This window comes from Streptomyces sp. NBC_00377 (assembly GCF_036075115.1).
Classification (GTDB): Bacteria; Actinomycetota; Actinomycetes; order Streptomycetales; family Streptomycetaceae; genus Streptomyces.
In genome coordinates this window covers 1,625,106-1,648,360 of the sequence record NZ_CP107958.1, presented here as the reverse complement: position 1 = coordinate 1,648,360, position 23,255 = coordinate 1,625,106, and the positions used below count along the sequence as shown (strand labels likewise).

20 protein-coding genes are annotated in these 23,255 nt (G+C 71.7%); 6 read left to right on the top strand and 14 right to left on the bottom strand.

The features are described from left to right. Positions 1-25 precede the first annotated feature (25 nt). A complete protein-coding gene (locus OHS71_RS07250; protein ID WP_328477976.1) occupies positions 26-1,258 on the top strand; it encodes a saccharopine dehydrogenase family protein in 1,233 nt (410 codons plus the stop codon). Between the two features lie 26 nt (positions 1,259-1,284). On the opposite strand, the gene OHS71_RS07245 is transcribed toward OHS71_RS07250, so the two are convergent. The 3 genes from OHS71_RS07245 to OHS71_RS07235 form a co-directional block, all read right to left on the bottom strand. After that, positions 1,285-2,514, bottom strand: a complete 1,230-nt coding sequence (locus OHS71_RS07245) for a serine hydrolase domain-containing protein (protein ID WP_328477974.1) — start codon at positions 2,512-2,514, stop codon at positions 1,285-1,287. A 59-nt stretch (positions 2,515-2,573) separates the two neighbouring features. Next, a complete protein-coding gene (locus tag OHS71_RS07240) occupies positions 2,574-3,938 on the bottom strand; it encodes an MFS transporter (RefSeq protein WP_328484429.1) in 1,365 nt (454 codons plus the stop codon). A gap of 65 nt (positions 3,939-4,003) precedes the next feature. Beyond that, entirely contained in the window at positions 4,004-4,600 is a 597-nt protein-coding gene (locus OHS71_RS07235; protein WP_328477972.1) for a TetR/AcrR family transcriptional regulator, read from the bottom strand. Positions 4,601-4,745: 145 nt separating this feature from the next. Between OHS71_RS07235 and OHS71_RS07230 the strand changes: the two genes are divergently transcribed. Then, on the top strand, positions 4,746-5,195 hold the full coding sequence (locus OHS71_RS07230; RefSeq protein WP_328477970.1) for a PPOX class F420-dependent oxidoreductase: 450 nt from the start codon (positions 4,746-4,748) through the stop codon (positions 5,193-5,195). Between the two features lie 128 nt (positions 5,196-5,323). On the opposite strand, the gene OHS71_RS07225 is transcribed toward OHS71_RS07230, so the two are convergent. Together OHS71_RS07225 and OHS71_RS07220 are read right to left on the bottom strand one after the other, a co-directional pair. Next, the gene (locus tag OHS71_RS07225; RefSeq protein ID WP_328477968.1) at positions 5,324-6,064 is read right to left on the bottom strand and encodes a hypothetical protein; all 741 of its coding nucleotides are present in this window, start codon (positions 6,062-6,064) and stop codon (positions 5,324-5,326) included. Between the two features lie 125 nt (positions 6,065-6,189). Next, entirely contained in the window at positions 6,190-8,061 is a 1,872-nt protein-coding gene (locus tag OHS71_RS07220) for an N-acetylmuramoyl-L-alanine amidase (RefSeq protein WP_328484428.1), read from the bottom strand. A gap of 463 nt (positions 8,062-8,524) precedes the next feature. On the opposite strand from OHS71_RS07220, the gene OHS71_RS07215 reads away from it, so the two are divergent. Next, a complete protein-coding gene (locus tag OHS71_RS07215; protein WP_328477966.1) occupies positions 8,525-8,965 on the top strand; it encodes a VOC family protein in 441 nt (146 codons plus the stop codon). Between the two features lie 376 nt (positions 8,966-9,341). Then, positions 9,342-9,599, top strand: a complete 258-nt coding sequence (locus tag OHS71_RS07205; RefSeq protein ID WP_328477964.1) for a hypothetical protein — start codon at positions 9,342-9,344, stop codon at positions 9,597-9,599. On the opposite strand, the gene OHS71_RS07200 is transcribed toward OHS71_RS07205, so the two are convergent. Together OHS71_RS07200 and OHS71_RS07195 are read right to left on the bottom strand one after the other, a co-directional pair. Then, positions 9,589-10,929: an MFS transporter gene (locus OHS71_RS07200; protein ID WP_328477961.1), complete on the bottom strand. Its 1,341-nt coding sequence runs from the start codon at positions 10,927-10,929 to the stop codon at positions 9,589-9,591. The genes OHS71_RS07205 and OHS71_RS07200 overlap by 11 nt on opposite strands. A gap of 262 nt (positions 10,930-11,191) precedes the next feature. Further along, on the bottom strand, positions 11,192-11,863 hold the full coding sequence (locus OHS71_RS07195; protein ID WP_328477959.1) for a TetR/AcrR family transcriptional regulator: 672 nt from the start codon (positions 11,861-11,863) through the stop codon (positions 11,192-11,194). A gap of 150 nt (positions 11,864-12,013) precedes the next feature. On the opposite strand from OHS71_RS07195, the gene OHS71_RS07190 reads away from it, so the two are divergent. Continuing rightward, on the top strand, positions 12,014-12,910 hold the full coding sequence (locus tag OHS71_RS07190; RefSeq protein WP_328477957.1) for a shikimate dehydrogenase: 897 nt from the start codon (positions 12,014-12,016) through the stop codon (positions 12,908-12,910). A 178-nt stretch (positions 12,911-13,088) separates the two neighbouring features. Further along, on the top strand, positions 13,089-14,945 hold the full coding sequence (locus OHS71_RS07185; protein WP_328477955.1) for a bifunctional sugar phosphate isomerase/epimerase/4-hydroxyphenylpyruvate dioxygenase family protein: 1,857 nt from the start codon (positions 13,089-13,091) through the stop codon (positions 14,943-14,945). Position 14,946: 1 nt separating this feature from the next. Here the strand turns inward: OHS71_RS07185 and OHS71_RS07180 are convergent, their stop codons facing one another. Genes OHS71_RS07180 through tal form a run of 7 tightly spaced genes read right to left on the bottom strand, consistent with a single transcriptional unit; the run spans position 14,947 to position 23,236 of the window. Further along, entirely contained in the window at positions 14,947-16,404 is a 1,458-nt protein-coding gene (locus OHS71_RS07180; RefSeq protein ID WP_328477953.1) for a membrane-associated oxidoreductase, read from the bottom strand. A gap of 42 nt (positions 16,405-16,446) precedes the next feature. After that, the gene (locus OHS71_RS07175) at positions 16,447-17,040 is read right to left on the bottom strand and encodes a histidine phosphatase family protein (RefSeq protein WP_328477951.1); all 594 of its coding nucleotides are present in this window, start codon (positions 17,038-17,040) and stop codon (positions 16,447-16,449) included. 8 nt (positions 17,041-17,048) lie between these two features. Further along, the gene (gnd, locus tag OHS71_RS07170) at positions 17,049-17,930 is read right to left on the bottom strand and encodes a phosphogluconate dehydrogenase (NAD(+)-dependent, decarboxylating) (RefSeq protein WP_328484427.1); all 882 of its coding nucleotides are present in this window, start codon (positions 17,928-17,930) and stop codon (positions 17,049-17,051) included. An 18-nt stretch (positions 17,931-17,948) separates the two neighbouring features. After that, positions 17,949-19,598 carry a glucose-6-phosphate isomerase gene (pgi, locus tag OHS71_RS07165; RefSeq protein WP_328477949.1) on the bottom strand — a complete coding sequence of 550 codons (1,650 nt, stop codon included), beginning with the start codon at positions 19,596-19,598 and terminating at the stop codon, positions 17,949-17,951. After that, positions 19,591-20,529, bottom strand: a complete 939-nt coding sequence (gene opcA / locus OHS71_RS07160) for a glucose-6-phosphate dehydrogenase assembly protein OpcA (protein ID WP_328477947.1) — start codon at positions 20,527-20,529, stop codon at positions 19,591-19,593. Before opcA ends, pgi begins: the two co-directional genes overlap by 8 nt. Further along, a complete protein-coding gene (gene zwf, locus OHS71_RS07155) occupies positions 20,526-22,070 on the bottom strand; it encodes a glucose-6-phosphate dehydrogenase (RefSeq protein WP_328477945.1) in 1,545 nt (514 codons plus the stop codon). The genes opcA and zwf overlap by 4 nt, the downstream gene beginning before the upstream one ends. Then, complete coding sequence (gene tal, locus OHS71_RS07150) at positions 22,067-23,236, bottom strand: transaldolase (protein ID WP_328477943.1); 1,170 nt, start codon at positions 23,234-23,236, stop codon at positions 22,067-22,069. The genes zwf and tal overlap by 4 nt, the downstream gene beginning before the upstream one ends. Between the last annotated feature and the right edge of the window lie 19 nt (positions 23,237-23,255).

The following is a 23,255-nucleotide window of genomic DNA, read 5'->3' as shown; positions in this document are numbered from 1 at the left end:
GGCCTATGAGAAGGGGAGTCCGGCCATGTCCGATCTGGTACCGGCGTCCGGCACCGTCCACTGGGTCGGCGCCGGTCTGTCCACGGGCAGCGGCCTGGCCGCCCTGTGCGAGCACACCGACGGCGTACGCCTGTGGCACCGCACGAAGGAGCGGGCGGCCGAGGCCCTCGACCGGCTGGGCCTGACCGGACGAGCCGAGCCGTGCGCGTACACCCTCGACGCGCTCACGGCCCGACTGGTCCCCGGTGATGTCGTGGTGTCGATGCTGCCCGCGACCGGGCACGCGGACCTGCTGGCGGCGTGCGTGGCCCGAGGGGCGCACTTCGCGTGTTCCAGCTATGTCTCCGACGCGGTACTGGAGCAGGTGCCCGCGGCCTCCGCCGCCGGGATCGTCGTGCTCACCGAGGCCGGCCTCGACCCCGGTGTCGACCACCTCTTCGCGCACAGCCTCGTCGCCCGCGCCCGCAAGGCGATCGGCGACGACACCGCGGCCTCGTACCGCCTCACCTCCTACTGCGGAGGCGTCCCCGCGGTACCCAACGACTTCAGGTACCGCTTCAGCTGGGCGCCCTTCGGCGTCCTCAACGCCCTGCGCTCTCCCGCGCGTTACGTCGAGAACGGCGTCGAGACCGTGGCCGACCGGCCCTGGGAGGCCACACGGGAGCACCTCGTCGGCGGCGAGAACTTCGAGGTCTATCCCAACCGCGACAGCGTTCCCTTCATCCGGCAGTACGGGCTGCCGCGGGCCTGGGCGGCGCGGACCTTCGTGCGCGGCACCCTGCGCCTGGACGGCTGGCTGCGGGCGTGGGCCCCCGTCTTCGAACAGCTGAGGACGGGCGGTGACCGGGAAATCGCCGCGCTGGCACAGGAACTGGCGGCGGCCCACCCCACCACCGAGACCGATCGTGACCGTGTGGTCCTCGCCGTCTCACTCGAGGTGCACGCGGCCGGCGAGGGCGAAGGCAGCGGAGACAACGTCGGCGGCGAGGGCGACGACGACAGCGGCGGCGTGTCCGAGGGGGCGGGTAACAGCGCCTCCTGGTCGGGGAGTTACCTCCTGGACCTGGAGGGCGACGAGAAGGAGAGCGCGATGGCACGCTGCGTCTCCCGGCCGCTCGCCCTGGGCGTCCGGCACATCATGGACGGCAACCTGCCGTCCGGGCTGAACCGGGCGGCAGGGACGGCCGCGCGCTCCGAACAGTGGCTGCGCGAACTCGGCGACGAGGGGCTCGGGTTCACGCTGCGGATCGACGACTGAGAGGTCGCCGACCGACGACGGTCTCGTCAGCCGACGACGGCCTCGTGGACCAGTCGCTTGAGGTCCGGGTAGAGCTTCAGGGATCTGCGCGGCCTCAGCTGGGTCAGGAACTGGACGGTCAGATCACGGCCCGGGTCGACCCAGAACGTCGTCGTGGCGACACCGCTCCAGCCGTAGGTGCCGAGGCCGCAGGGGGCCTGGGCGCGGCTCGGGTCGATGACCACGGAGACCCCGAGACCGAAGCCGACGCCGTCGTTGCCGGGCTCGTCGTGGGCGGGGCGGCTGCCGAACGAGCGCAGGTCGGCGCCCCCGGGAAGATGGTTGCGGGTCATCAGATCGACGGTCTCGGGAGCGAGCAGCCGCACGCCGTCGAGCTCGCCGCGGCGGCGCAGCAGCTCGCTGAAACGGTGAACATCGTATGCGGTCGCCACCATGCCGCCGCTTCCCGACAGGAAGCGGGGGCGGCCGAACAGCGGCAGGCCGGGGATCGGCTCGATACCGCCGCTGTCGGTGTCGCCGTACAGCTCCGCCAGCCGCCCGGCCTGCTCGTCCGTGACCTGGAAACCGGCGTCCGGCATGCCGAGCGGGCGGAAGATCCGCTCGGCGATGAACTCGTCGAGGGGACGGCCGGAGACGACCTCGATGATCCGGCCGAGGACGTTCGTGGCGACCGAGTAGTTCCACTGTGTGCCCGGCTCGAACTGGAGCGGTAGCCGCGCGTACGCCTCCACCGTCCCGGCCAGGTCGGAGCCCGGCAGCACCGCCGACTCCAGACCGGCCTCGCGGTACAGGGCGTCGACGGGATGGCAGTGGTAGAAGGCGAAGGTCAGCCCGGCCGTGTGGGTCATCAGATGCCTCACGAGCAGGGGCTGACCGACCGGGCGGGTGGTGAGGCCGGCGCCCGAGCCGCCGGTGTACACCCGCTGGTCGGCGAAGGCCGGGAGGTGGTCGGCCACCGGGTCGTCGAGGCCGAGTCCGCCCTCCTCGACCAGTATCAGCGCGGCGACCGAGGTGACCGGCTTGGTCATCGAGTAGATCCGGTAGAGGGTGTCGGCCTCGACGGGCAGTCCGGCGGCGAGGTCGCGGTGCCCGTGCGTGGTGAGGTGGGCGACCCGGCCGCCGCGGGAGACGGCCATGAGGAACCCGGGCAGGCGCCCCTCGTCGACGAAGTGGGCGACGTGCTGATCGAGACGGTCCAGCGCCTTCGCGTCCAGTCCGACCTCGCTCGGGTCGACCTCTTGCCGCAGCAGTGCCATCGGTTTCCTCCGGTGCGATCGTTCAAGGTGCGGTCCCGGCCTACCCCGCCCGGACGCCCTCAGACCTCATGGTCGCGCAGGGAACGCGTGTGCGGACCCCTTTCGACGTCATGATCGGTGTGCGTTGCGTCGCTTCCACCCGGACGTGTGCCGACCGGGCGGGCGGACGGTGCGGGACGGGGACGGCCGGGCAGCGCCCGGCAGACCGGCAGGGCCGCCGCCACCGCGAACGCCGACAGGACGAGGGGCGAGCGCGCGGCGCCGAAGCCCATGAGCACGGTCGCCGACGCCACGCCCAGCACCGGCCCGACGTTCATCGCCGTCTGCTGAAGTCCGCCCGCCACCCCGGCCGACTCCGCGGGAGCCTGTCGTACCACCACATGCGTCGCCACGACCATCACCGTGCCGAAGCCCCAGCCCACCAGCGCGAAGCCGGCGCAGAAGGAGACCGCCCCGGAGGCCCGGGCGAGCAGGAGCAGGCCGGCGGCGAGGACGACCAGTGCTGTCACGACGGTGACGCGGGCGCCGGAGCGGCGCAGCAGGACGGCTGAGGCGGGCGCGGCGGCCACCAGCGACGCGGCCAGCGGCAGGCTGAGCAGTGCGCTGTGCAACGGGGTCAGCCCCAGGCCGTCCTGGAGGACGTAGACGCAGGTCAGAAGCCCGCCATTGAGGGCAGCCGACGCGACGACGAGCACCCCGAGCGCCCCGCCCACCGCCGGCGAGCCGACCACCTCCGGCGGCAGCAGCGGGGAACGGGTGCGGCGCTCGTGCCGTACGAAGGCGGCCCCCGTGAGCAGGGCGACCGGCGCCGACCATGCCAGGGCGGGCAGGGTGACGAGCGCGTGCACCAGACAGGCCAGGGCTACGGCGAGCAGCAGGGCGCCGGGCAGGTCGAGCGGCACGTCGGTGCGCGGCCCCGGGCGGTCCCGGGAGGCGAGGGCGAGCACACCGAACAGCAGGGCGGGCACGATGTTGAGGAGGAACACGGTCCGCCAGCCGAACTCCGTGGCCAGCGCCCCGCCCACCACGGGCCCCGCCGCCGCTGCCACCCCGATGGCAGCGGTGCGCACCGCGATCGGCGCCCGCAGTCGCTCCGGCGGGTAGGCGGCCCGCAGCATCCCCAGGGTGGCGGGCTGCAACAGCGCGCCGAACACGCCCTGCACGACCCGGAGCGCGATCACCCAGCCGATGTCCGGCGCCAGCGCGATGCCCGCCGAGGCGGCGCCGAAGCCGAGCATGCCCAGGGCGAAGGTGCGCCGGTGTCCGAAGCGGTCGCCGAGCCGTCCGGCGAACACCAACAGGCCGGCCACCGCGACGAGATACCCGGTGCTGGTCCACTGCACCTGGGGGAACGTGGCGTGCAGGTCGCGGCGCAGGGCGGGCTGCGCGACCGTGAGCACGGTGCCGTCCAGGGCGACGACCATGGCGCCGGCCACGCTGCTCGCGAGCGTCAGCGGCAGGCAGCGGGACCGGGACGGGGACCGGCGTCTCACCGGTCGTCCTCGGGGCCGAGATGCGCGTCCAGCACCGTGCGCAGAAGGGGCGCGAAGTCGTCGGAGCCCGTGGCGAGTTGGAGACTTCCCCAGCGCCAGAGCTGGGCGATGCCGTGCAGGTTCGCCCACAACGCGCCCGCGACGGTCCGTGCGTCACGGCCGGGCCGGACCTGGCCGACCAGGTCCACCAGGACGCCGAACAGCGGAAGGCTGGTGTCCCGCAGCCGCAGATGACCGCTCTCCAGCAGATCGTGACGGAACATCAGCTCGTACATGCCGGGGTTGTCCGCCGCGAACTCCATGTAGACGCGGGCCAGTTCGCGCAGTCGGGCGCGAGGCCCGGCGGTGCCGTCGCCGGGGGTGGCGGTCACCAGGGCGCCCAGGTCGGCGAATCCGCGGTGGGCGATGGCCGACAGCAGCTCCAGGTGCGTGGGGAAGTAGCGGCGGGGCGCACCGTGCGAGACGCCGGCCCTGCGGGCGATCTCGCGCAGCGTGAGCGCTCCTACGCCCTCGCGGGAGAGCAGGTCCACGCCGACGTCCACCAGACGGGTGCGCAGGCCGGGGTCCGGGTCAGGCTTCTCGGTCACACTCATAGACACTGTCTACCAGAAGGCTGTAGACAGTGTCTACCCTTCTCTTCTGCACCTCTGCCTGCCTCTGGCCGCCTCTGTGTGCCTGTGCGCCCGGCAGGTCGGGATGGGGGGAATGTCATCCGGGGTGGCACCGGTTGTGTCGTACATGACTCAGGACATGACGCAGAACGCGCTGCTCGCACTCCTCTCCGAGAGCCGTGTCGGAGTACTGGTCACCCTCAAGCGCGACGGCCGCCCCCAGCTGTCGAACGTGACCCACCGCTACTATCCGGACGAGGGCCTCATCCGGATCTCCGTGACGGACGACCGCGCCAAGACCCGCAACCTGCGCCGTGATCCCCGCGCCTCCTACCACGTCACCGCCCCCGACCACCGCGCCTACACGGTCGCCGAGGCCACCGCCGACCTCACGCCGGCCGCGAAGGACCCCTACGACGCCACCGTCGAGGAACTCGTCAGGCTCTACCGCGACGTCCAGGGCGAGCATCCCGACTGGGACGACTACCGCGCCGCCATGGTCCGCGACCGCCGCCTGGTCCTGCGCCTGCGGGTGGAGCGGGCGTACGGCATCCCCAGGGGGACGGGCGACGCTTAGAGGACGTGCGGGCGATCACCGGTCCGCGGGCGGCCACGGTGTTCGGGGCATCACGGTGTTCGGGCGATCACGGATCCCGCCGCGCAGCCGCGCCGGGTGGGCCGTGCGGGCCGGCCCGGCCTGGCGGCTCAGCAGTGGCAGAGCACGTCGAGAACGACGGTGTCGGCGTCGAGGCCGTCCAGGTAGCGGTTGGCCCGTTCCCAGTGGCCGTCCGTGTCCGCGTCCGTCCACGAGCCGTCGAGGGCGAGCAGGGCGAAGCCGGGCACGGCGCCCTGCACCGACCGCGACCGGGCTTCCTCGTGGTCCTGCGCGAAGAAGGCGACCGGGTCGTTGAGCAGGAACGACATGTCGAAGTGCGGGTCTCCCGCGACGGCGCGCTGCGCCACGTCCTGCACCAGCGGCTGGGCCAGATGGTCCTCTCTGGCGTCTGCCGCGGAGTACTCCTCGGGCTCGGCCTCGTGGCGGGCGAGGAAGTCGGTCAGCGGTCGGGCGGGCGGATGCATCGCGGTCAGCTCGTTCCACGCGGCGGCCAGGGCGTCATGGCTGTGTGCCGCCCGCCTGCGCATACCGTCGAAGTCGAGCAGCCCCCGGGGCCCGCCGTAGCACTCCAGCGGCCCGAGGGCATCGAGCCTGGCCTTCCTGCGCGGCACGGTCTTCGCCGTGACGAGCCTGCGGTCGCGCTCGTACGGAGGCAGTACGAGGTAGGCGTTGCCCGGACCGGAGTGGATGGCCCACCAGTCCCATCGGCCGACCGGATTCCATGCGTCGTCGAGGTCGGCGTTGTAGGGCGCCATGGCGGCGGCTATCGCCTGTGGAACCTGCCGGGGCGCCGTCGGCGGCAGGCACACAGTGGCGAAGAACTTGGTCATGCCGCGCAGCGTAAGCCCTGATTCTCGTCCGCCCGTGCGAGGGCCATTTCGCGGGATCGCCGTCTGGGGGCGGTTCTGCGAGTCCCCCGAGGGCACCTCCGCGGTGGCTCGGGATCAGCGGTGGGTCAGGAGGCCGGTGTGTCGGCAGGGACGGTGGTGGCGGTGACGTCGCCCTCGTAGACGAGGGCGGTGCGGTGGTTGTACTGGATGGTGTACATGGACTTGCCGCCGATGACGACGGTGCCGCTGGACTTGAAGTAGTCGTCGGTGGGAGCGGCGGGCGCGGTGGCGACGTAGGCCTGGCCCGACGGGATGGTGTACATGCTCAACGGGGCCTGGGTGGAGGGTGACAGGCCCGTGGGGTACTCGGCGGCGTCGGGGTAGCTGGAGCCGTAGACCTTGACGGGCGGGTCGGAGGGCGTCCGGCCGCTCTCGACGACGGTCACGCCGTGGGCGGGGACGGTGTTGGCTCCGCCCGGGTTGTCGAACCAGACCTGGGTGCCGCTGTACCAGATGGCGGTCCAGTCGCCGCTGTTGTCGGCGACGACGAACTGCTGGCCGGCCTGGGCGGTGCTGCCCCAGTCGTTGATGCGGTCGGTGCCGGCGGCGCCGGGGTGGACCGCCTGGTCGCCGAAGAGCGGTGCCGCGTCGCTGGGGGCGGTGCGCAGGTAGACGAAGTTGGACGGCTGCTCTCCGCGCGTGCACGTGGTGATGGCGCCGGTCGGATCGTCGGCGGGGCAGATCTGGACGCTCTGCCGGTTGTCGGCGAAGCCGGGGGCGATGGTCACCACCGACCCGGCATCGCCGACTCCGTGCTGACCGGTGACCGGGGCGCCGAGCAGGGCCATGAAGTGCTCCCAGTCCCAGGACGGGCCCGGGTCCCAGTGCATTCCGGACACGGTCCCCGAGGTCGGGCCGACCACGTTGTCGTGGCCGATGACGTGCTGCCGGTCCAGCGGGATACCGAACCGCCCCGCCAGATAGGTCACCAGGTCCGCGGTCGCCTCGTACTGCGCCTCGGTGTACCAGGTCGCGCCGTGCGCGGCGTACCCCTCGTGCTCGATGCCGACGGAGTGCATGTTCGTCGAGTAGTTGCCCGCGTGGAAGGCGAGGTCCTTCAGGGGAACCATCTGCGTCACCGCGCCGTCCGCGGACCGCATCACGTAGTGCGCGGCTCCGCCGCCGGGGGTCTGGAAGGTGGTGATGGTCGAGGCGTACGAGGACTCGGTGTCGTGGATGACGATCGAGTCGATCCTGATGCCGTTGGCCGGCCGGTTGGACACCTGGCCGTTGGAGGCCGCCGCCGGCACGAACGTGCAGTCCACCGTCGTGGGGCACTCGGTGCTAGCCACCGTCGCCGACGTCAAGGGCAGCCGGGACAACTGGCCGGTGTCCGGGCTGACCTGGGGGTCGGCCGTCAGCGTCACGCGCTGCCCGTCCGACGTGGTGCGCCCGGCGCCCTTCTTCAGGGTGGCGAAGACGCGGTCGGCGAAGGCCCGCGCGCCTTGCCGCCCGGTCGGCTGGCTGTAGCGCGCCACGGCTGCGTACCACTGCCCCGGATCGGCTGAGGACCGGTCGCCGACCGTCTTCTGGTACGACGCCAGAAGTGCCGCCCCACCGCGGATGTTCGCCGCCGCGTCGGTGCGCAGCCGCTGTTCCGAAAGCCCGGTCAGCCGTGCCGCCGCCTGCAACGTGTGCAACGCCGGATCCGCGGCGGTCCTCGCCAGATCCGCCCGGCCCGCCGCGCCGGCGTCCCCGGCGGCCAGCATGGATGCCGTCACGTCCGTCAGATGCATCGGACCGTATCCGCCGCCGGCGCTGTATTCACCGGCGTGCGCGTCCCACGCCGACTCCTGGTAGGCCACCGCCAGCAACACCTGTTCCGGCACGTCGAACTCCGCCGCCGCGGCCGCGAAATCCCCCTGCCGCACCATCGCGGCCGGGGTCTTCCCTGCCGTCGCCTGTGCTGCCGCAGGAACGGCGATGCTCCCGGCCATCGCGAGCACCGCCGCCGCCAGTACGAGCGGCCGACGCGGAGTTACGTCCCGACGGCGTAGCCCTGCCTCTGTCGTCACCAAGGATCCCCGAATCTCAACTGAAGGAGCACTTCGGCCCCTCGATAGTGCTGATCGACACGGCACTGGCCGTTGCGAAGGCGTGCGGAGCCGTCACGCGAATGCCCTCGCCGCCTGCTCACGCCGAAGTGCAGCCGACATCCGGCCACACCCGGCCCAGGGCCGAGTTCGTCGCGAATCTAGCAGACCCCGCATTCCTCGTGATCGCCCGTCGCGCCGCGCCAACCCTGCCGCAGACAGCAGGAGTTCGGCCGAAACGCCGGCAGATGGGATACCGAATGCCGGGCAAGACATCGACACGTCCGGGTGTCGAGAACGCGGCACCGGCTCCGTCCCTGGGGTACCAGTAGCCACAACGGACTGCGCGACGAAGAAGGAGCACCCCTTGACGATTCGGCGGATGGACAACGTGGGCATCGTCGTCGACGACCTGGAGGCCGCCGTCGCCTTCTTCACCGAGCTCGGCATGGAGCTGGAAGGCGAAGCGCAGATCGAGGGGATCTCGGCAGACCGGATGGTCGGCCTCGACGGGGTCCGCAGCGCCATCGCGATGATGCGCACGCCGGACGGCCACGGCAAGCTGGAGCTGACCAAGTTCCACACCCCCGCGGCGGTCACTGCCGGACCTCTCGACCCGCCGCCCAACACCCTGGGCCTGCACCGTGTCATGTTCGCCGTCGACGACATCGACGACACGATCACCCGCCTGCGCCGCCATGGCGCCGAACTCCTCGGCGAGGTGGCGAACTACGAGAACGTCTACCGGCTCTGCAATCTCCGCGGCCCCTCGGGGATCATCGTCGCTCTGGCCGAACGCATCGGCTAGGTTCCCTCTCCTCGGCCGGCGTCGGGTCCGGACGAGGATGCTCGTGACGTGGAGTGCGGCCCGGTGGGCGCTCGTGAGTCCGTCGGTTCGTGTGGCCGGGCCGCGCCACTGCCCGAGGCGGTCGACGCACCGCTCGACGGGGGCCGGTCGTCGCCGTCGCCATGGTCGCTGTCGGCGCCGCGGGCTCGAAGGGCGTGCAGTACGGCGATCATGTCCGCTCCCGCGTGGCCCAGCGCCACGGTCTCCTCGAACAGGGCGTGGCAGGTGTCGAGCAGGGGGACGCCAGTCCCGACGCACGCGCCGCCCCGGCGATCAGACGTGGGTCCTTTGCTGGACGGGGCTGTGGAATGAGGTTTCCCCAGGCGTGAGACCTGCCATGCCTTTCCCGCCGGTGGCCGGTGGCCGGTGGCCGGTGGCCGGTGGCCGGTGGCTGGTAGCCGGTGGCCGGTGGGCAGTGACCCTGCGGCGCGCCACCGCCACCGCCACCGCCACCGCCACCGCCAAGGACCGCTACAGCACCCGCCCCGGCGCACCCGAGCCCCCCGGCGCGGCGAACGCGTCCAGGAGGCTCGGGGGGCGCGGAGTTCCGGGGGAGTTCACCCCCTGGGCGGGCGTGGAGTGGGTCAGGCGGTGACCGTTTCCGGCTGTGCGGTCTTGCGTGCGTCCCGCTCGCCCAGCCGCTCCGTGGGGATCTTCGCGGTCTCCCGGGCCGACAGGGCCGCGATCACCGGCGGGACGCACAGGGCCGCCGTGAAGAGGGCGACCGAGGACCAGCCGTCGCCGTCCGGGCCGGCGATCTGCGCGGCGAAGGTGACCGCGAAGCCGGCGACGGCGAAGCCGATCTGCGTGCCGATGGCCATGCCGGACAGTCGGACGCGGGTGGAGAACATCTCCCCGTAGAACGAGGGCCACACGCCGTTCGCGGCGCTGTAGACCACTCCGAAGGTGGCGATGCCCAGCAGCAGGATCAGCGGGTACGAGCCGGTGGAGATCGCCCACAGGTAGGCGAACATCATCACGGCGCTGCCGGCCGCGCCGATCAGGTACACCGGCCGGCGTCCGATGCGGTCGGAGAGCGTGGCCCACGCGGGGATGGCCGCGAGCGCGACCAGGTTGGCCAGCGCGCCCACCCACAGCATGGAGGTGCGGCTCATTCCCACCGAGTCGCTGGTCGCGTACGCCAGCGCCCACACGGTGAAGATGGTGCTGACCGAGGCGACGAGCGCGCCCGCGACCACCCGCAGGACGTCCGCCCAGTGCTCGCGCAGCAGCACCGCCAGCGGCAGCTTGACGACCTCACCGGTGGCCTGCTGGGCGGCGAAGGCCGGGGTCTCCTCCAGTGTGCGGCGAATGACGTAGCCGACGCCGGCGACCGCGATGCTCAGCCAGAACGGGACCCGCCAGCCCCAGGACAGCAGTTGCTCCTCGGGGAGGGCCGCGATCGGGATGAACACGAGCGTGGCGAGGAGCTGACCGCCCTGGGTGCCGCTGAGGGTGAAGCTGGTGAAGAAGCCCCGCCGCTGCGACGGCGCGTGTTCCAGCGTCATGCTGTTGGCGCTGGCCTGCTCGCCGGCGGCGGAGATGCCCTGGAGGACGCGGCACAGCACCAGCAGGACGGGCGCGAGGGTGCCGACCTGGGCGCGGGTCGGCAGGCAGCCGATGAGGAACGTCGAGATGCCCATCAGGACGAGCGTGAAGACCATGATCTTCTTGCGGCCCACGCGGTCGCCGAAGTGGCCGAGGAAGAGCGCGCCGACGGGACGGGCCGCGTAGGCGACGCCGAAGGTGGCCAGGGACAGCAGGGTCGCGGTGGCCGGATCGGACTCGTCGAAGAAGACCTTCGGGAAGATCAGTGCTGCCGCGCTGCCGTAGATGAAGAAGTCGTAGTACTCCAGAGCACTGCCGATCCAGGCCGCCATGGCGGCTTTCTTCGGCTGGCCGGGAGGTGCGGCGGGGACGGACACGGCGTGCTCCTTCGAGGGAACTCCAACGTACGTGGAGTGAGGCAAGGGGAGTAGGGCCGGTTCCCTGGGGTGCGGGGCGGCTGCGCCGGGTGCGTGCCCGGCTAATTAACCCACTGGGTAGTTAGTAGCGGATGGCTAGGGATGCTGCGCCGATGTTTCACCTGTGTCAATAGGCCGCGTCGGACGATCTTCGGCGCGGACCACGTGCCCGGCCGGAAGGCAGCCCTGGGCCCAGGAGGAACCGGGCCGGCTCCGCGCGGCCTCAGTCCGCCGTGCGCTCCGCCGTCAGATAGGCGATCACCATGTCGCCGAGCATGGTGCGGTAGTGCTCGCGCTGGGCCGGATCGACCAGGTCGCGGCCGAACAAGGCGCCGAACGTGTGCCGGTTGGCGACCCGGAAGAAGCAGAACGAGCTGATCATCGCGTGCAGGTCCACGGCGTCCACCTCGGCCGTGAACAGGCCGGACTCCCGCCCGGAGGCGAGGATGCGGCGGATCACGTCGAGCGCGGGAGAGCCGATCCGCCCCAGCTTCTCGGAGGCGGCGATGTGCTCGGCCTCGTGGATGTTCTCGATGCTCACCAGCCGGATGAAGTCCGGGTGCTGCTCATGGTGGTCGAAGGTCAGCTCCGCCAGCCGGCGGATGGCCGCGACCGGGTCGAGGTGCTCGACGTCGAGCTGCTGCTCGGTCTCCCGGATCACGCCGTACGCCCGCTCCAGGACGGCGGTGAAAAGCTGCTCCTTGCCGCCGAAGTAGTAGTAGATCATCCGCTTCGTGGTGCTGGTGCGGGCGGCGATGTCGTCGACCCGGGCGCCGGCGTAGCCGACCCGGGCGAACTCCTGGGTCGCCACGTCGAGGATCTCGGCCCGGGTCCGGACGGCGTCGCGCAGGCGGCCGTTGCCGTGGGGTCGTGCCGGTTCGTCGACGCTGGTCATCGGGGTTCCTTCGGGCCGCGTGGGTGCAGTGCCGCGATTCTAGAAGCCCGCCTGTGTCCCGTGGCCCGGAAGGGCTTCCCCCGGGAGGCGACTCGATGCTATGACTAACTCACCAGTTCGTACATTAGTCAGCCGATCGGGAGGTCCGCCGTGGCCGTCGTCTTCAAGGACTCGTATGTCGTCGGCCTGATCGGTTCCGGCATCGGTCCCTCGCTCAGCCCGGCGCTGCACGAGCGGGAGGCGGACCGGCAGGGCCTGCGGTACGTGTACCGCCTCGTCGACATCGACGCCCTGGGGGTCGGACCCGAGGCGGTGGGCGATCTGGTGCGCGCCGCCCGCGACCTCGGCTTCGACGGGCTCAACATCACGCACCCCTGCAAGCAACTGGTCGTCCCGCACCTCGACGGGCTCGCCCCGCAGGCCGAGGCGCTCGGCGCGGTCAACACCGTCGTCCTCGAGGACGGCCGGGCCGTGGGCCACAACACCGACGTGACCGGTTTCGCCGCCTCCTTCGCGCGCGGTCTGCCCGACGTCCCGCTGGAACGGGTCGTGCAGCTGGGCGCCGGAGGCGCGGGGGCGGCGGTCGCGCACGCCACACTCACCCTGGGCGCGGGGCAGGTCACCGTCGTGGACGCGCTGTCCGACCGGGCCGCCGGCCTCGCCGCTTCCCTGAACCGTCACTTCGGCCCGGGCCGGGCGGCGGCCGCCGGACCGGACCGGCTGGCCGGTCTGCTCGCGCGGGCCGACGGCGTCGTGCACGCCACCCCCACCGGCATGGCGGCCCACCCGGGCCTGCCCTTCCCGGCCGAACTGCTCCGTCCCGGCCTCTGGGTCGCCGACGTCGTCTACCGGCCGCTGGAGACCGAGCTCCTGCGCACCGCCCGCGCGGTCGGCTGCGCCGTCCTGGACGGGGGCGGCATGGCCGTCTTCCAGGCCGTGGACGCCTTCCGTCTGTTCACCGGTCGGGAGCCCGACAGCCGCGCCATGCTGGCCGACTTCTCGGAGCTGGCCCGCGGTGCCGAGCACTCCGCGGGCCACGCCCTGTGACGGTCGCGGACCGTCCGCGGCCCGCCCCGGCCCCGCGGCCCGCCCTGGCCCCGCGGCCCGGCCCGGCCCCGCGGCCCGCCCTGGCCCCGCGGCCCGGCCCGGCCCCGCGGCCCGGCCCCGGGACGCCCCTCCCCGCGCCCCTGAGCAGGCGCGCCACAGCTTCCGAAGGAGCAGGACCGTGCGTACGTCCATAGCCACCGTCTCCCTCAGCGGATCCCTCACCGAGAAGCTCACGGCCGCCGCCCGGGCCGGGTTCGACGGCGTCGAGATCTTCGAGAACGATCTGCTCGCCAGCCCTCTCACCCCGGAGGAGATCCGCGCCCGCTGCGCCGACCTCGGTCTGGGCATCGATCTCTACCAGCCGATGCGCGACGTCGAGGCGCTGCCGGCCGGGGAGTTCGCCCGTGGCCTGCGCCGTGCCCGGCACAAGTTCGAGGTGATGAGCAGGCTCGGCGCGGACACCGTCCTGGTCTGCTCCAGCGTCTCCCCGCTCGCCGTGGACGACGACGCGCTCGCCGCCGCGCAGCTCAGCGAACTCGCCGACCTCGCCCGGGACCACGGCATCCGAGTCGCCTACGAGGCGCTCGCCTGGGGACGGCACGTCAGCACCTACGACCACGCCTGGCGCATCGTCGAGACAGCCGGGCACCCCGCGCTCGGCACCTGCCTGGACAGCTTCCACATCCTCTCCCGCAGCTCCGGCCCGAAGGACCTCGCGGGCATCGAGGACATCCCGGGCGAGAAGATCTTCTTCCTCCAGCTGGCCGACGCCCCGCTGCTCGGCATGGACGTCCTCCAGTGGAGCCGTCACCACCGCTGCTTCCCCGGCCAGGGCGGCTTCGACGTCGCAGGGCTCGTGCGACACGTCCTGCGCACCGGGTACGAGGGCCCGCTCTCGCTGGAGGTCTTCAACGACGTCTTCCGGCAGGCCGAGGCCGGCCCGACCGCCGTGGACGCCCGCCGCTCCCTGCTGCTCCTCCAGGAGGAGGCCGGCATCCGGACCCTGCCCGCACCCGCGGTCCCGACCGGGATCGCCTTCGCCGAGCTGGTCACCCATGACGCCGAGCCGGTCGCCGCGCTCCTGGCGGGCCTCGGCTTCGCCCGCACCGCCCGCCACCGCGGCAAACCGGTCGAGCTGTGGGAGCGGGGCGAGGCCCGTGTCCTGGTCAACACGGATCCGGCCGCCCACCCCCACACCCGGCTTCGCTCGCGCGGGGGGAACCACCTCGACGGCACGGTCCTCACCGCCGTCGGCCTCGAGTCACCCGACCCGGCCGCGGCCGCCCGCCGCGCCGAGGCGCTGCTCGCCCCGGTCCTGCCCCGCCGCCGCGCCCCCGGCGAAGCTCCGCTGGACGCCGTGGCCGCCCCCGACGGCACGGAACTCTTCCTGTGCGCGACGAACCGGCCCGGACTGCCCGACTGGCGCGCCGACTTCGAGGACGTGACGCAGCCCGTCCCCGCAGCCCCGGGGCGCTCCGCCCCCGCCGCCGACTCCGGCGGTTTCCGCATCGACCATGTGGCCCTCACCCAGCCCTGGCACCACTTCGACGAGGCGGTCCTCTTCCACCGCGGCGTCCTCGGTCTCGACCCCCAGGAGAGCGTCGACGTCGCCGACCCCTACGGGCTGCTGCGCAGCCGCGCCGTCACCAACGCCGACGGCAGCGTCCGGCTGCCGCTCACCGTCGGCGCGGCCCCCGGTGACGACACCGCGCACGCCCGGCACATCGCGCTGGCCACCGACGACGTGGTCGCCGCGGCCCGCCGTCTCACCGACGCGGGCGGCCGGCTGCTGCCCGTCCCGGCGAACTACTACGACGACCTCGCGGCCCGTTTCGAGTTCGCCGAAGGCGAGCTGGAGACCTACCGCGAACTCGGCATCCTCTACGACCGGGACGCATGCGGCGTCTTCCGGCACTGCTACACGCACACCGTCGGCCGCGTCTTCCTCGAACTCGTCCAGCGTGACGGCGGCTACCAGGGCTACGGCGCCGCCAACGCGCCGGTGCGCCTGGCCGCCCAGCGTGCCCTGCGCTGACCTACTGCCGGCTGACCGTCCTCGTCACGCCGGCGACGACGGTCGTGGCCAGGATCCAGCCGGTCACGATGAGGACGTACGACAGGCTCTGGTACCAGCCGGTCGGCGCGAACGCGCTCTCCTGCCCGAAGGAGATCACGGGCAGCAGCAGGTCGAGGGTGTAGAAGACCGGGTCGAAGGGGGGCGCCTCGCCCGCCTTGAGCGCGGGCGGGTGGTGCCCGGCGTAAGCGATCGAACCGGCGGCCAGCAGGGACAGCAGCCACACGGCCGCGCGCAGCGGACGGAACCCGTAACCCACGGCCGCGTCCTGGAGATGGCCCCACACCCGCCCGTACCAGGGCAGGGTGCCACGGTGCCGGCGCTGCTTGGCGAGCTGTACGACCCGGGCCGCCCGGTCGTCGCCGATGCGGCGGTAGGCGGCCGTCAGCTGTTCGTAGGCGTGCGGGTCGAACGCGCCGTCGTCGCGCTCCAGCATCGGCAGCCGCCGCTCGGCGGGCTCGTGCGGGGTGAGGAAGGTGTACGTGAGATCCAGCAGCCGCACCTGCTCCGGCAGCATCCTCGGCTCCAGCTGGAGCTGCCCCACCTCGGCCCGCCGCAGGTTGAGCCTGCCCTCGATCGGGGTGCCCTCGCGCAGCCAGATCTCCCCTATGACGCAACTGCTGGCCCGCAGGGCGGTGCCACCCGGGTTGGACAGGCTGGAGCGCAGCAGATCCACCCGGCCGGGGACACGGGAGCCCCGCAGATCGACCCGGCCCCGGGCGCGCATCCGCCGGGCCAGCAGATTGGCGCCCACGTCGAGGGACTCCGCCGCCAGCACACAGCCGCCGGGGTTGCTCAGATCGGCGTCCTCCAGGTCGATGGAGCCGGTGACGGAGGCGCCGTCGAGCCGGATCAGGCCCTGGGTGCGCAGGCCGCGGGCACAGAGGTCGTCGTCGATGGTGATCTGGTTGAGCTGGAGGACGGGGTCCGCGGGGTCGGCCGCGGTGACCTCCGCGCCGTCCAGGTACAACGCACCCGAGATCTGCGCCCTGCTGAGGTGCACGGGGCCGCCGATGCGGCAGCGGGTCAGCCGTAGCCCGCCCTCCGTCCGGGTGTGCGACGCGTCCAGACCGGGCAGCTCGGAGTCGCGCAGGCTGACGTAGTTGAGCTGGGCTCCGACCATCCGCGGGGCCTCGTCGAAGCGGCAGTGCGTCAGGCGGAACATGCTGTCGACGACCGCCTGCCGCAGGTCGAGGAGACCGGTGACGCGTGCGCCGGCGACCTTGAGGGCGGCTATCTCCCCCGGTTCACGGGGCCCGTTGAGGAGAAGCGCACGCAACACGACGCCCCGTACGGTCCGTTCGGGGCCCCAGTCGGGCGACACGGCCTCGTCGGGGGCCGTACGGAAGTCGACGGTCGCCCCCGTGGGGAAGGCCCGCCACAGTCGCTGTTCGGCCGGTGTCAGATCGTTGATCTCCATCAGCCGCGACTCTGGCGGGCCTGGTCGGGCGGTGTCAACCGGCTATGCCCGCACGTTCCATTCGGCTATCACGGGCCGCCCGTGCTCGGTCGACAGACGGCTGACCGTGCCCGTGGCCAGCTGGAACAACCTGCCTTCGGCAGGGGGCAGTCCGAGCCGACGGGCCGTCAGCACCCGGAGGAGATGGCCGTGGGCGACGAGCACGACGTCACCGTCGTCGCGCGCCAGGGCTGAGTCCACCCGGGCCAGCACCCGGTCGGCACGCCGTCCGATCTCCTCGGGCGACTCGCCGGGATGGCCGTCCGGTCCGGCGGGCACCCCGTCGGTCCACAGGTCCCAGCCGGGACGGCTGCGGTGGATCTCGACGGTGGTGACGCCCTCGTAGCCGCCGTAGTCCCACTCGTGCAGATCCGGTTCCGGCAGCGCTCCGGTGATGCCGGCGAGGTCGGCGGTGTGTATTGCGCGGTGCAGCGGGCTGGTCAGGGCCAGCGAGAGGGGCCGGCCGGAGAGGAGCGGAGCGAGGGACTTGGCCTGCTCCTCACCGTGTGCGGTGAGCGGCAGGTCGGTCCAGCTGGTGTGCTGCCCCGACACGCTCCACTCCGTCTCGCCATGGCGGACCAGCAGCAGATCCCCCATGGCCTGGCCTACTTCTCCGCCGACTCGACGGCATGGCCGCCGAACTGGTTGCGCAGCGCCGCGATCATCTTCATCTGCGGCGAGTCGTCCTGACGGGACGCGAACCGCGCGAACAGCGAGGCCGTGATCGCGGGCAGCGGCACGGCGTTGTCGATGGCGGCCTCGACCGTCCAGCGGCCCTCGCCGGAGTCCTCCGCGTAGCCGCGCAGCCTGTCGAGGTGCACGTCCTCGTCGAGGGCGTTGACCGCCAGGTCGAGCAGCCAGGAGCGGATGACGGTCCCCTCCTGCCAGGAGCGGAGGACCTCGCGCACGTTCTCCACGGAGTCCACCTTCTCGAGGAGCTCCCAGCCCTCGGCGTACGCCTGCATCATGGCGTACTCGATCCCGTTGTGGACCATCTTCGAGAAGTGCCCGGCGCCGACCTTGCCCGCGTGGACGTAGCCGTAGGGACCCTCGGGCTTGAGCGCGTCGAAGACCGGCTGCACCCGGGCGACGTGCTCGGCCTCGCCGCCGACCATCAGGGCGTAGCCGTTCTGCAGACCCCAGACGCCGCCGGAGACACCGGCGTCGACGAAGCCGATGCCCTTGGCGGCGAGCTCCTCGGCGTGCTTCTCGTCGTCCGTCCAGCGGGAGTTGCCGCCGTCCACGACCGTGTCGCCGGTCTGGAGCAGATCGCCGAGTTCGTCGATGACGGACTGGGTGGGCGCGCCGGCGGGGACCATCACCCAGACGGTGCGCGGCGCTTCGAGCTTTTCGACGAGTTCGGCGAGGCTGCTGACGTCGGAGACCTCGGGGTTGCGGTCGTAGCCGATGACGGTGTGGCCGGCGCGGCGGATGCGCTCGCGCATGTTGCCGCCCATCTTGCCGAGACCGATCAGGCCCAGCTGCATCGATGTCATGTCAGTTCACTACTTCCTGAGTTCGCGGTAGGCGGCGACGAGAGCGGCGGTGGAGGGGTCGAGGCCGGGCACCTCGTCGCCCCGGGTGAGGGCGGGTTCGATGCGCTTGGCGAGCACCTTGCCGAGCTCCACTCCCCACTGGTCGAAGGAGTCGATGTCCCAGACGGCGCCCTGTACGAACACCTTGTGCTCGTAGAGCGCGATCAGCTGGCCCAGCACCGACGGGGTGAGCTGGGGGGCGAGGATCGTGGTGGTGGGGCGGTTGCCCGGGAAGGTGCGGGGCGCCACCTGCTCCTCGGGCACCCCCTCCGCCCGGACCTCCTCGGCGGTCTTGCCGAAGGCGAGGGCTTGGCCCTGCGCGAACATGTTGGCCATCAACAGGTCGTGCTGCGCCTTGAGTTCGTCGCTCAGCTCGTCGACGGGCCGGGCGAAGCCGATCAGGTCGGCCGGGATCAGCTTCGTGCCCTGGTGGATCAACTGGTAGTAGGCGTGCTGGCCGTTGGTCCCCGGGGTGCCCCACACCACCGGCCCGGTCTGCCACTGCACGGGCCGGCCCTCGCGGTCCACCGACTTGCCGTTGGACTCCATGTCGAGCTGCTGGAGGTAAGCGGTGAACTTCGACAGGTAGTGGCTGTAGGGCAGCACGGCCTGCGACTGCGCATCGAAGAAGTTTCCGTACCAGATGCCCAACAGGCCCAGGAGCAACGGGGCATTGGCCTCTGCGGGTGCGTTGCGGAAGTGGTCGTCGACGGTCCTGAACCCGTCGAGCAGTTCCCGGAACCGCTCCGGTCCGATGGCGATCATCAGCGACAGGCCGATCGCCGAGTCGAAGGAGTAGCGGCCGCCGACCCAGTCCCAGAACTCGAACATGTTGGCCGTGTCGATGCCGAACTCGGCCACCTTCTCGGCGTTCGTCGACAGGGCGACGAAGTGCTTGGCGACCGCCTTCTCCTCGCCGTCGAACCTCTGGAGCAGCCAGGAGCGGGCCGAGGTGGCGTTGGTGATCGTCTCGATCGTGGTGAAGGTCTTGGAGGCGACGACGAACAGCGTCTCGGCGGGATCCAGGTCGCGGACCGCCTCGTGGAGGTCGGCGCCGTCGATATTGGAGACGAACCGGACGGTCAGCGAGCGGTCCGTGTACGCCCGCAGCGCCTCGTAGGCCATGGCGGGCCCCAGGTCGGAGCCGCCGATGCCGATGTTCACGACGTTGCGGATGCGGCGGCCCGTGTACCCGGTCCACTCACCGGAGCGCACCCGCTCGGCGAAGCCGGCCATCCTGTCCAGGACGGCGTGGACCTGGGGGACGACGTTCTCGCCGTTCCCGCCGGCGACCTCGACGACGGCGTCCGCGGGGGCCCGCAACGCGGTGTGCAGGACCGCGCGGTCCTCGGTGACGTTGATCCTCTCGCCGCGGAACATGGCGTCACGCAGCCCGAACACATCGGTGGCGGCGGCGAGTTCGCGCAGCAGGGCGAGGGTCTCGTCGGTGACCAGGTTCTTGGAGTAGTCGATGCGCAGGTCGCCGACGCGCACCACGTACCGCTCCGCGCGCCCCGGGTCCGCCGCGAACAGCTCCCGCAGGTGTGCCTGCCACCGCGTGCGGTGGTCCTTGAGCGCGGTCCACTCGGGCCGCTGGTCGAGCCGGGGGGTGTCAGACATGGGAGGGGGTCTCCTTGGTGCCCTCGCCCTGTTGCAGGGCGATGGCGTACATCTCGTCCGCGTCGAGGCGCCTGAGCTCCTCGGCGATGAGTTCGGAGGTGGCACGGACCTTCAGCGCGAGGGTGCGCGGGGGCTGCCCGGGCAGGGTGAGCGTGGCGAGCGGGCCTTCGGGGCGGTCGATGACGATCTCGCCGTTCCCGGTGCCGAGGCGCACGGCCGTGACGACGGGTCCCGCGGTGACGACCCGGTCGACCGTGACGTTCAGCCGGGCCTCCAGCCAGCGGGCGAGCAGCTCGGCGCTGGGGTTGTCGGCCTCGCTCTCGACGGCCGCCGTGGTGATCGGCACCTGGGCCTGGTCCAGGGCCGCCGCGAGCATCGAGCGCCACGGGGTGAGCCGGGTCCAGGCGAGGTCGGTGTCGCCGGGAGCGTACGACTTCACGCGTGCGGCCAGAGCCGTCAGCGGCCGCTCGACGGCGTACATGTCGGTGATCCTGCGCTGCGCGAGGGCGCCCAGCGGGTCCTTGGCGGGGTTCTCGGGCGCGTTCACCGGCCACCACACGACGACCGGTGCGTCCGGCAGCAGCAGCGGCAGGACGACGGAGTCGGCGTGGTCGGACACCTCGCCGTACGTCCGCAGGATGACCGTCTCCCCGGTGCCGGCGTCGGCACCGACGCGGACCTCGGCGTCGAGGTGGGAGTTGGTGCGGTCGCGCGGGGTGCGGGCGTGCCGCTTGATGACGACCAGGGTGCGCGAGGGGTGCTCGTGCGAGGCCTCCTCGGCCGCCTTGATCGAGTCGTAGGCGTTCTCCTCGTCCGTGACGATGACCATCGTCAGGACCATGCCCACGGCTGGTGTGCCGATGGCGCGGCGACCATGCACCAGCGCCTTGTTGATCTTGCTTGCCGTGGTGTCGGTCAGGTCGATCTTCATGGCCTGCGCCAGCTCCGTCCGTCTCGTGCGAGCATCTCGTCGGCTTCCTCGGGTCCCCAGCTGCCCGAGGGGTACTGCGCGGGCCTGCCGTGCCGTGCCCAGTACTCCTCGATCGGGTCGAGGATCTTCCAGGACTCTTCCACTTCCTGGTGGCGCGGGAACAGGTTGGCGTCGCCGAGCAGCACGTCCAGGATGAGGCGTTCGTACGCCTCGGGGCTGGACTCGGTGAAGGACTCGCCGTAGGCGAAGTCCATGGTGACGTCCCGGATCTCCATGGAGGTGCCGGGCACCTTGGAGCCGAAGCGGACCGTGATGCCCTCGTCCGGCTGGACGCGGATGACGATCGCGTTGGCGCCGAGCTCCTCGGTGGCCGTGGAGTCGAAGGGGGAGTGCGGTGCCCGCTGGAAGACCACCGCGATCTCGGTGACCCGGCGGCCGAGGCGCTTGCCGGTGCGCAGGTAGAACGGCACGCCGGCCCAGCGGCGGTTGTCGACGTTCAGCTTCACGGCGGCGTACGTGTCCGTGGTGGAGTGGGGGTCGATGCCGTCCTCCTCCAGGTAGCCGCGCACCTTCTCGCCGCCCTGCCACCCGGCCGCGTACTGCCCCCGCACGGTGTGCATCCCCAGTTCCTCGGGCAACTTGACGGCCCTGAGCACCTTGAGCTTCTCGGTGAGCAGCGCGTCGGCGTCGAAGGAGGCGGGTTCCTCCATGGCGGTGAGGGCCATGAGCTGGAGCAGGTGGTTCTGGATGACGTCGCGGGCGGCGCCGATGCCGTCGTAGTAGCCGGCCCGGCCGCCGATGCCGATGTCCTCGGCCATGGTGATCTGCACGTGGTCGACGAAGGACCGGTTCCAGATCGGTTCGAACATGGTGTTGGCGAAGCGGAGCGCCAGGATGTTCTGGACGGTCTCCTTGCCGAGGTAGTGGTCGATGCGGAAGACCTGGTCCGGCTCGAACACGTCGTGCACGACCGCGTTCAGTTCCCGCGCGCTCTCCAGGTCGTGCCCGAACGGCTTCTCGATGACCCCACGCCGCCAGGAGCCCTCCGGCCCCTTCGCCAGCCCGTGCTTCTTGAGCTGCTCGACCACCTTGGGGAAGAACTTCGGCGGCACGGAGAGGTAGAAGGCGAAGTTGCCGCCCGTGCCGCGCGAGGCGTCCAGCTCCTCGACCGCCTTCTTCAGCTGCTTGAACGCCGTGTCGTCGTCGAAGTCGCCCGGGACGAACCGCATGCCCTCGGCGAGCTGCTGCCAGACCTCCTCGCGGAACGGCGTCCGGGAGTGCTCGCGCACCGCGTCGTGGACGACCTGTGCGAAGTCCTGGTCCTCCCAGTCGCGGCGGGCGAAGCCGACGAGCGAGAAGCCCGGCGGGAGCAGACCGCGGTTGGCGAGGTCGTAGACCGCCGGCATCAGCTTCTTGCGGGACAGGTCGCCGGTCACGCCGAAGATGACGAGGCCGGACGGTCCCGCGATACGGGGCAGGCGCCGGTCGCGGGGGTCCCGCAGGGGGTTCTCCCAGGCCGCGCCGAGACTGCTGCTACTCATTCCGCGTCAACTCCCTTGCTCATCAGCGACTTGGTGACCGCGTCCAGAAGGTCCTGCCACGCCACCGCGAACTTGGCGACGCCCTCCTCCTCCAAACGGGTGACCACCTCGTCGTAGGAGATGCCGAGCGCCTCCACGGCGGCGAGGTCGGCGCGCGCCCGGGCGTAGCCGCCCGTGACCGTGTCACCGGTGATGTCGCCGTGGTCGGCGGTGGCGTTCAGCGTGGCCTCGGGCATGGTGTTGACCGTGCCCGGTGCGACGAGGCCGTCCACGTACAGCGTGTCCTTGTAGTCAGGATCCTTCACGCCGGTGGATGCCCACAGTGGACGCTGCCGGTTCGCCCGGGCACCCGCGAGGGCCCTCCAGCGGTCGCCGGGCCGGGTCTCACGCCCTGTGGACCCGAACACCTCCTCGTACGCCTCGTAGGCCAGCCGCGCGTTGGCGAGCGCAGCCCTGCCCTTCAGCACGAGGGCCCGCCCGGTGCCGAGCAGCGTGAGCCGCTTGTCGATCTCGGCGTCGACGCGCGAGACGAAGAAGGAGGCCACCGAGTGGATCCGGGAGAGGTCCAGGCCGCCCGCCGCGGCCTTCTCCAGGCCCGCCAGATAGGCGTCCATGACCTCGCGGTATCGCTCCAGCGAGAAGATCAGCGTGACGTTGACGCTGATCCCGAGGCCGATGACCTCGGTGATCGCCGGGAGGCCGGCTCTCGTCGCCGGGATCTTGATCATCACGTTGGGGCGGTCGACCAGCCAGGCGAGCTGCTTGGCCTCGGCGATCGTGGCGGCGGTGTCGTGGGCCAGACGGGGGTCGACCTCGATGGAGACCCGTCCGTCGCGGCCGTCCGTCGCCTTGTATACAGAATGCAGGACATCTGCTGTGGCACGCACATCGGCCGTCGTCAGCATGCGCACGGCCTCGTCGACCGTGACGCCCCGCACCGCCAGCTCGGCGAGCTGCTCCTCGTACCCTTCCCCCGAGCCGATCGCGGCCTGGAAGATGGACGGGTTGGTGGTGACGCCGACGACGTTCCTCGTACCGACGAGCCGGGCGAGGTCGCCGGAGGCGATCCGCTCGCGCGAGAGGTCGTCCAGCCAGACGGAGACGCCCTCCTCGGACAGGCGGTCCAGCGCTCCCGCTCTCGCGGTTGCTTCGCTCACTTCGATCATCTTCTTTCTGGCGCTCGGA